The organism is Anaerocolumna jejuensis DSM 15929, from assembly GCF_900142215.1.
GTDB classification, from domain to species: domain Bacteria; phylum Bacillota; class Clostridia; order Lachnospirales; family Lachnospiraceae; genus Anaerocolumna; species Anaerocolumna jejuensis.
In genome coordinates, this window is record NZ_FRAC01000059.1 from 1 (window position 1) to 7,015 (window position 7,015).

7 protein-coding genes are annotated in these 7,015 nt (G+C 38.9%); 6 read left to right on the plus strand and 1 reads right to left on the minus strand.

From position 1 onward, the window contains the following. From BUB77_RS30340 to BUB77_RS28755, 5 genes are all read left to right on the plus strand, one after another. Positions 1–840, plus strand: an 840-nt coding sequence (locus tag BUB77_RS30340) for an RHS repeat-associated core domain-containing protein (protein WP_207650879.1), incomplete at its 5' end; no start/stop codon positions are given. Positions 841–842: 2 nt separating this feature from the next. After that, a complete protein-coding gene (locus tag BUB77_RS28740; protein WP_073280600.1) occupies positions 843–1,256 on the plus strand; it encodes an SMI1/KNR4 family protein in 414 nt (137 codons plus the stop codon). A gap of 839 nt (positions 1,257–2,095) precedes the next feature. Continuing rightward, positions 2,096–3,322, plus strand: coding sequence for an IS110 family RNA-guided transposase (locus BUB77_RS28745; RefSeq protein ID WP_073280601.1), 1,227 nt, complete (start codon positions 2,096–2,098; stop codon positions 3,320–3,322). Positions 3,323–3,347: 25 nt separating this feature from the next. After that, entirely contained in the window at positions 3,348–3,857 is a 510-nt protein-coding gene (locus BUB77_RS28750) for an HNH endonuclease (RefSeq protein WP_073280602.1), read from the plus strand. 14 nt (positions 3,858–3,871) lie between these two features. After that, positions 3,872–4,294, plus strand: a complete 423-nt coding sequence (locus BUB77_RS28755; RefSeq protein ID WP_073280603.1) for an SMI1/KNR4 family protein — start codon at positions 3,872–3,874, stop codon at positions 4,292–4,294. Positions 4,295–4,652: 358 nt separating this feature from the next. On the opposite strand, the gene BUB77_RS28760 is transcribed toward BUB77_RS28755, so the two are convergent. Beyond that, on the minus strand, positions 4,653–4,928 hold the full coding sequence (locus BUB77_RS28760) for a hypothetical protein (RefSeq protein ID WP_073280604.1): 276 nt from the start codon (positions 4,926–4,928) through the stop codon (positions 4,653–4,655). 1,041 nt (positions 4,929–5,969) lie between these two features. Between BUB77_RS28760 and BUB77_RS28765 the strand changes: the two genes are divergently transcribed. Beyond that, the coding region (locus tag BUB77_RS28765; protein WP_073280605.1) for an IS110 family RNA-guided transposase at positions 5,970–7,015 on the plus strand (1,046 nt) is incomplete at its 3' end.

Consider the following 7,015-nt stretch of genomic DNA (forward strand, 5'->3'; position numbering starts at 1 on the left):
TATGCAAGCGATGAACTGGGGAGTATCACCCATGTGACAGAGGGAGAGGAAGTCCTCAACCGGTATGAATACGACGCATGGGGAAATGTAACGGAAAGCCAGGAAAAGGTAGAAAACCGCTTTAAGTTTAACGGACAGCAGTTCGATTCTATCAGCCAGCAGTATTACCTAAGAGCCAGATACTATAATCCAGTCATTGGACGCTTCACCCAGGAGGATACCTACCGGGGAGATGGACTGAATCTGTACGCATACTGTGCCAATAATCCGGTTTATTATGTAGACCCAAGCGGGAATATGTGTGAAACTGCCAGAGATAGAATTATAGAAAGTATGGATAAAGGAACAGCAACTGCAAAGGAACAGGGGAATTTAGCTGCATACTTAAGAAATAAGGTAAACAAAGGAGAAAAATTAATTCCGGCAGAGCAGGAAGCAGCTAAAAAACTTAATATCGATATTGCCAATAAGGGTTCGGGTACTAGCCGTATTGAAGTTGTGGATTCTGATGCAGGTACTTTTAGGATAACTGATTGGAGTGAATACCCAGATGAATATGTTCCTTTACCAGATAAAAATAAAGAGTGGGTATTGCTAGAGGGTGATAAATATGAATCCGCTAGAAAACAAGCAAATGAGATTAATAAAAATATAAGAAAGGGAGATAGCTACTATAGCGATAATAGACTGGAAATCCATGAGGTCGAGCCTGTTAAATTCGGAGGCAGTCCTACAGACTTAACTAATAAAACAGCAATACAAGGACAGGCTCATAGGAAATATGTTACACCATGGTGGAATAAAATACGAGATGAAGCTAAGAAAGGATTGAATAAATAATTATGGATTTTTTCGATAAAGACATTTTTAACGATTTTAACTTCCAAGAAGAACAAAATACAGAAAGCCAAATATGTAGAGCTGAGTTAGACTTAGGAATCAAATTCCCGGAAGAATTACGAAAGATTCTGCTGCTATATAATGGAGGTAGTGGAGAAATTGGAGATTATTATTTAGATTTATGGAGTTTGGAAGATATTGTTGATTTTTATCAAGAAAACATGGAAGTTGAGGAAAACAATTTGGTTCCATTTGCTTCAGATGGTTGCGGTATGGCATTTGCTTTAAAAAAAGGTTCTTCAGAGATTAGAATTATTCCTATGGATTCTCTAGAATATAAATATTCAAAAGAATGTAGTAATAACTTTAATAAGTTTATTCATGACATGTATTCTGGTGATTTATTGGAATACTAGAGTATATTAAAGTTCTTATGCACTTCCAAATTGATATAAAGCGATTATCAGTTTGGAAGTGTTTTACTGTTTACATTTATTAGTGGTAGAATTCCTCTGATTTTAGGCTATTCCTTGCCTAAAAATTTTAATGAAAATATTTTAATTCCTGTTCGCTCATATAACTTTTCTCCTTCAAAAATATGCGATACCGAAATTAGGTCAGAAAGTCAATGCCGGAAACTATTACAAATACATACTTTGAATTGTGTAAATAGATTAAATAAATTCACGAAATGCTTATTGTCTTGATTTACTGGTATGGGTTTAAAGAAGTCGCTCATGACTCCGCAACTTTTTCGTATAAATGGGATTTACATGCAAGAGTAACCCCGAACACGAACCCAATGCCAAGAATCCGACCCCGATGAAAAAGTCCGTTCAGTCCGCATTGCGGGCTGATGTAAGCGGAGACGGGGAAGTTTTTGCCCCCGGCTCTTTAACCTGCATCATTTTCGACCCCATGGTTCATGGTGAACCATGGATTTACAGGAAATTGGTTCTATGGTAAAATGGGGCTGCCGGGGGTTACAGGGGATAAAAATACCCTTTCTGTAGCTCCCTTTTCTGTTCTTTTTTCTGCCGTTTATTCTCTTGAAAATAAATCCAGAAATGACTTGCAATCCATTCGGTATAGAGTTAACATCAACAACCAATAAAAGAAATAACTTGTCCTTTCATCCATTGGTTTGTTGTAGATAGGCTGTCGAACCCTTGCGGACTCATCTAGAGTTAACGCTGTCATCTGAGGTTGCCGGTACGGGAACTGATTGGTTGGAAACAAGATCAGGGGGAGAGAATTGCAGAGAAGAGAAAATCTGCTTTATGTAGGAATTGATCTGCATAAGGAAACACATACCGCAGTGATGGTTAACTGCTGGAATGAAAAGTTAGAGGTAGTGGTTATAGAAAACAAACCCAGTGAATTTAAAAAACTGGAAGAAAAGGTGAATAGAAAATCCAATCGTCTTGGACTTGAACCCATTTATGGATTGGAAAATGCTTATGGCTATGGCAGAAGTTTAGCTGTCTGGCTGATTGAAAATGGCTATATAGTAAAAGACATCAATCCTGCCCTGGCTTATGACCAGAGAAAAAGTGCACCTATGCTCCGTAAAAATGATGAGCATGATGCGTATTGTGTGGCAACGGTTCTGATTAATCAGTTACATACCTTGCCGGATGCAAAGCCAAAAGATAATGAGTGGACACTGGCGCAACTGGTGAATCGGAGAGATTTACTGGTGAAAGACGGTATCCGTTTTAAAAATGGACTTCATGAGCAGATATCTATGGCATATCCCAGTTACAGTAAATTTTTCAGCGAAATAGACGGCAAATGTGCCCTGTATTTCTGGAAAACCTACCCGTCCCCTGTCCATTTGCAGGAAAAGACGGCAGAAGAACTAACGATGGAATTCAAAGAAATATCCCCGATCATCAGAAAAGATAAAGCAGAGTTGATTCTGGACTGCGTTCAGAATGATGGAGATACCATTCGTGAATATCAGGAATCCAGAGATTTTATAACAACAAGTCTGGTAAGAGACTTGGAACATCAGAAAGAAGAATTAGCAGGGCTTGATAAAGAAATCGAGAAGATCCTGCTTAGTTTTGATTATAAACTTACCAGTATGCCCGGGATTGGAACTTCCATAGCCAGTAAGCTGATCGCAGAAATCGGGGATATCCGAAGATTTCCCAATGCTGATAAGCTGGCAAGATTCGCAGGAGTGGCTCCTGTAAAGTTTAGTTCTGCCGGAAAAGGTAAGGAGCAAAGCTCCAGACAGGGAAACCGCCAGTTGCATGGACTGTTTTATTTCCTGGCGGTAACTATGGTGTCCAAGCCAAAGAACGGAGCGCCCAATCACCCCGTATTTTACGACTATTACATACGAAAAATCGGTGAAGGAAAGACAAAGTCTCAGGCACTGGTCTGCATCATGCGTCGGTTGGTGAACATTGTTTACGGAATGATGAAAAATAAGACCGAATATCGGGAACCCATTCGAGAAGAAGAACAGTAATTTCTTTCTTAAAAATAGCACGAAGATGTGCTATACTTTTTTAAACGAATACGAATTTTCACCCCTTTCCGTATATCTCAGTACTCCACCTGAGGGTTCGGGTAATGCAGATACAGATGCTTTAATAGCTGAGAAACAAGCAATTGCTAATAAAGCTGCACAAGATTACAATGCCAAATATAATCCTGCTAAACGTGGAATAAGTAAAGGATATGAGGGTATAGGAACTACTGCTAATGGAGGTGCGACATTTGAAGGAACTCAATACATGTACCCAGTTGGTGAAGGACAGTTAAATCGGGTTTCTATTACTGCTCAAGGAAATCGTCCAGCTGATTTTGATTTAGCTAATGCAAGAGCTGGATTGGAATCTACACCTGGTGATGCAGTATGGCATCATTTAGATGATTATAACGTAAGGACGGGAGATATTACCCTAGAATTAGTATATAAGGATGCTCATAGGGCAACTGTTCCACATGCAGGAAGTTGTGCTCAATATGACGCTGTGAATGGTCCAAGTTATAATAAATAAAAAGGAAGATAATTATGTATAATTTTATAAAAAAAACAATTGATAATTATAGCATTTCAATCAATGAAATAAGAATGGTGGAAAAGAAATTTGATATTATATTTCCGAAAAATCTTGTAGATTTTTTCTTGAAATATAATGGTGCAGAAATCTGGCTTTGCGAGGTGAATAAAAATAATAATAGGTATGAAGTTGCTGAACTAATACCGATAAAGTATGGCAGATTGCCTGTTGAAAAAATACTTAGGTGGGATATAGATGATGGTATTGTTGAAAAAGGGATGATACCAATTGCAAGGGATAGAGGAGGTAATGTATATTACTTAAGTGTGAAAACTGGCAATATTGTGTTGTATTATGTGGATGATATAGAGAATCCTATTTGTATTAGCTCTAATATTGATGAATTTTTAGAAAATTTTATTATTAAAAAATGATACTGTGTTTGAACGAGCAGATGAAAATGAGAAAACTAAGCTCATTAGGAGCTAGGTGCCAGTATCTGTCGTTGTGGAACTAGAGTGCGTGGATATGTCATTGTAGTATGTATAGAGAAAGATCCCGTACAAGGTTTGATATGCCCTATGAATCCCTGCTTATATAGAAAAGCCCCTTCTAAAGCAAGCTGGTTTATGAGAGAGTCGATGTAACTTTCAATTAGCTCTTTCTCAGGGAGTGGCATATTACATGAATTACAAGGATAAAATGTTTTAAGCTAGATAGTAAAGTCATTATTAAAGGGGCACAAAAAAGATTTTTTAGTGTGTCCCTTTAGAGTTTCTGAAGAACCAGATATTACAATTTATTAATATATTTTAACAGTTTCATACCATCCATAAAACCATGCTGATATAGAAAAGCTTCTTCCAAAGCGAACTGCCTTATTAGGGAATCGATGTGATTTTGAACCAGTTCTTTTTCCTTGCTTGGCAAATTTTCAATGAAGATTTCAGCATGAAGAATTTGCTTATATTCTTCCTCGGATTGGTTCGGCTGTTTTTGATGGAATATTTCAATTAGCATAGCGATACGTTCCTGAATAAACATATCCAGTAATTCCTGTTCGGTCATAATGTTTCCCTCCTTTGAGAAGATACGATACCGAAACAGTGTCAGAAAGTCGATACCAGAAACTACTAAAAATAGATGCTTTGAATTGGGTAAATAGATCAAATGAATTTACGAAATGCCTATTGTCTTGATTCACTGGTTATGGATTTAAAGGAGTCTCTCATAACCCCGTAACTTTTGTGTGTAAATGGGATTTACACACAAGTGTAACCCCGATCACGACCCCAAGGCCAGGAATCCGACCCCGCTGAAAAAGTCCTTTCAGTCCGCATTGCGGGCTGATGTAATCTGAGCCGGGGAGTTTTTTGACCCCGGCTCTTTAACCTGCATCATTTTCGACCCCATGGTTCACCTCTGTTTTAGGGCAAGAAATTGGCTGAGATTATCTATTACCAGATTATAAAAGTGGTTGCAGATGTGCGACTTGGTGCATTGCGGAGGCTGGCATATATGTGACATTCTTCTGATAAAGTAACAGGAAGACGAACAGTAGGTAGCGGTAATACAAACATTTATCAAATAAAAAAGAAAACGCAAATTTTTTCAAATATGTCCAACAAGGCTTTTTATCGCTTGAATGGCATACAGTTCCACCATCGGTTTTAAAGGCCACACAGGAGCGATATTTTGTGACACAGGGCTAACAGGGAATGGGACATCAAATCTGCACTGTCATTGGTTTATGATATCTGCCTACCCCCATGGTTCATGGTGAACCATGGAATTTACAGGAAATCGGTTCTATGGTAAAATGGGGCTGCCGGGGGTTACAGGGGGTAAAATCCCCCTTTCAGTAGCTCCCTTTTCCGTTCTTTTTTCTGTCATTTCTTCTCCAGAAAATAAATACAGAAATGACTTGCAATCCATTTGATACAGAGTTAACATCAACAACCAATAAAAGAAATAACTTGTCCTTTCACCCATTGGTTTGTTGTAGATAGGCTGTCGAACCCTTGCGGACTCAATAAGAGTTAACGCTGTCATCTGAGGTTGCCGGTACGGGAACTGATTGGTTGAAAACAAGATCAGGGGGGGAGAGAATTGCAGAAAAGAGAATATCTGCTTTATGTAGGGATTGACCTGCATAAAGAAACTCATACCGCAGTGATGGTGAACTGTTGGAATGAAAAGTTAGAGGTAGTTGTGATAGAAAACAAGCCTAGTGAATTTAAAAAGCTGGCAGAAAAGGTGAACAGAAAATCCAATCATCTTGGACTTGAACCCATTTACGGATTGGAAAATGCATACGGCTATGGAAGAAGCTTAGCTGTCTGGCTGATTGAACATGGTTACATTGTAAAGGACATTAATCCAGCTCTGGCTTATGACCAGAGAAAAAGCGCACCCATGTACCGAAAAAATGATGAGTATGATGCGTATTGTGTGGCAACGGTTTTGATTAATCAGTTACATACGTTGCCGGATGCAAAGCCAAAAGATAATGAGTGGACACTGGCGCAATTGGTGAATCGGAGAGATTTACTGGTAAAAGACGGTATCCGTTTTAAGAATGGACTTCATGAGCAGATATCTATGGCATATCCCAGCTACAGTAAGTTTTTTAGCGAGATAGACGGGAAATGTGCCATGTATTTCTGGAAGACCTACCCATCCCCTGTCCATTTGCAGGAAAAGACGGCAGAAGACCTAACAATCGAATTTAAGGAAATATCCCGCATTGCGAGAAGAGACAAAGCAGAGTTGATTCTGGATTGTGTTCAGAATGATGGAAGTACCATACGTGAATATCAGGAATCCAGAGATTTTATCACAACAAGTCTGGTAAGAGACTTGGAACATCAGAAAGAAGAATTGGCAGGGCTTGATAAAGAAATCGAGAAAATCCTGCTTAGTTTTGATTATAAACTGACCAGTATGCCTGGAATTGGAACTTCTATTGCTAGTAAGCTGATTGCAGAAATCGGAGATATCCGAAGATTTGCCAATGCAGACAAGCTGGCAAGATTCGCAGGAGTAGCTCCTGTAAAGTTCAGTTCTGCCGGAAAAGGGAAGGAGCAAAGCTCCAGACAGGGAAACCGCCAGTTGCATGGACTATTTTATTTTCTGGCGGTAACCATGGTGTCCAG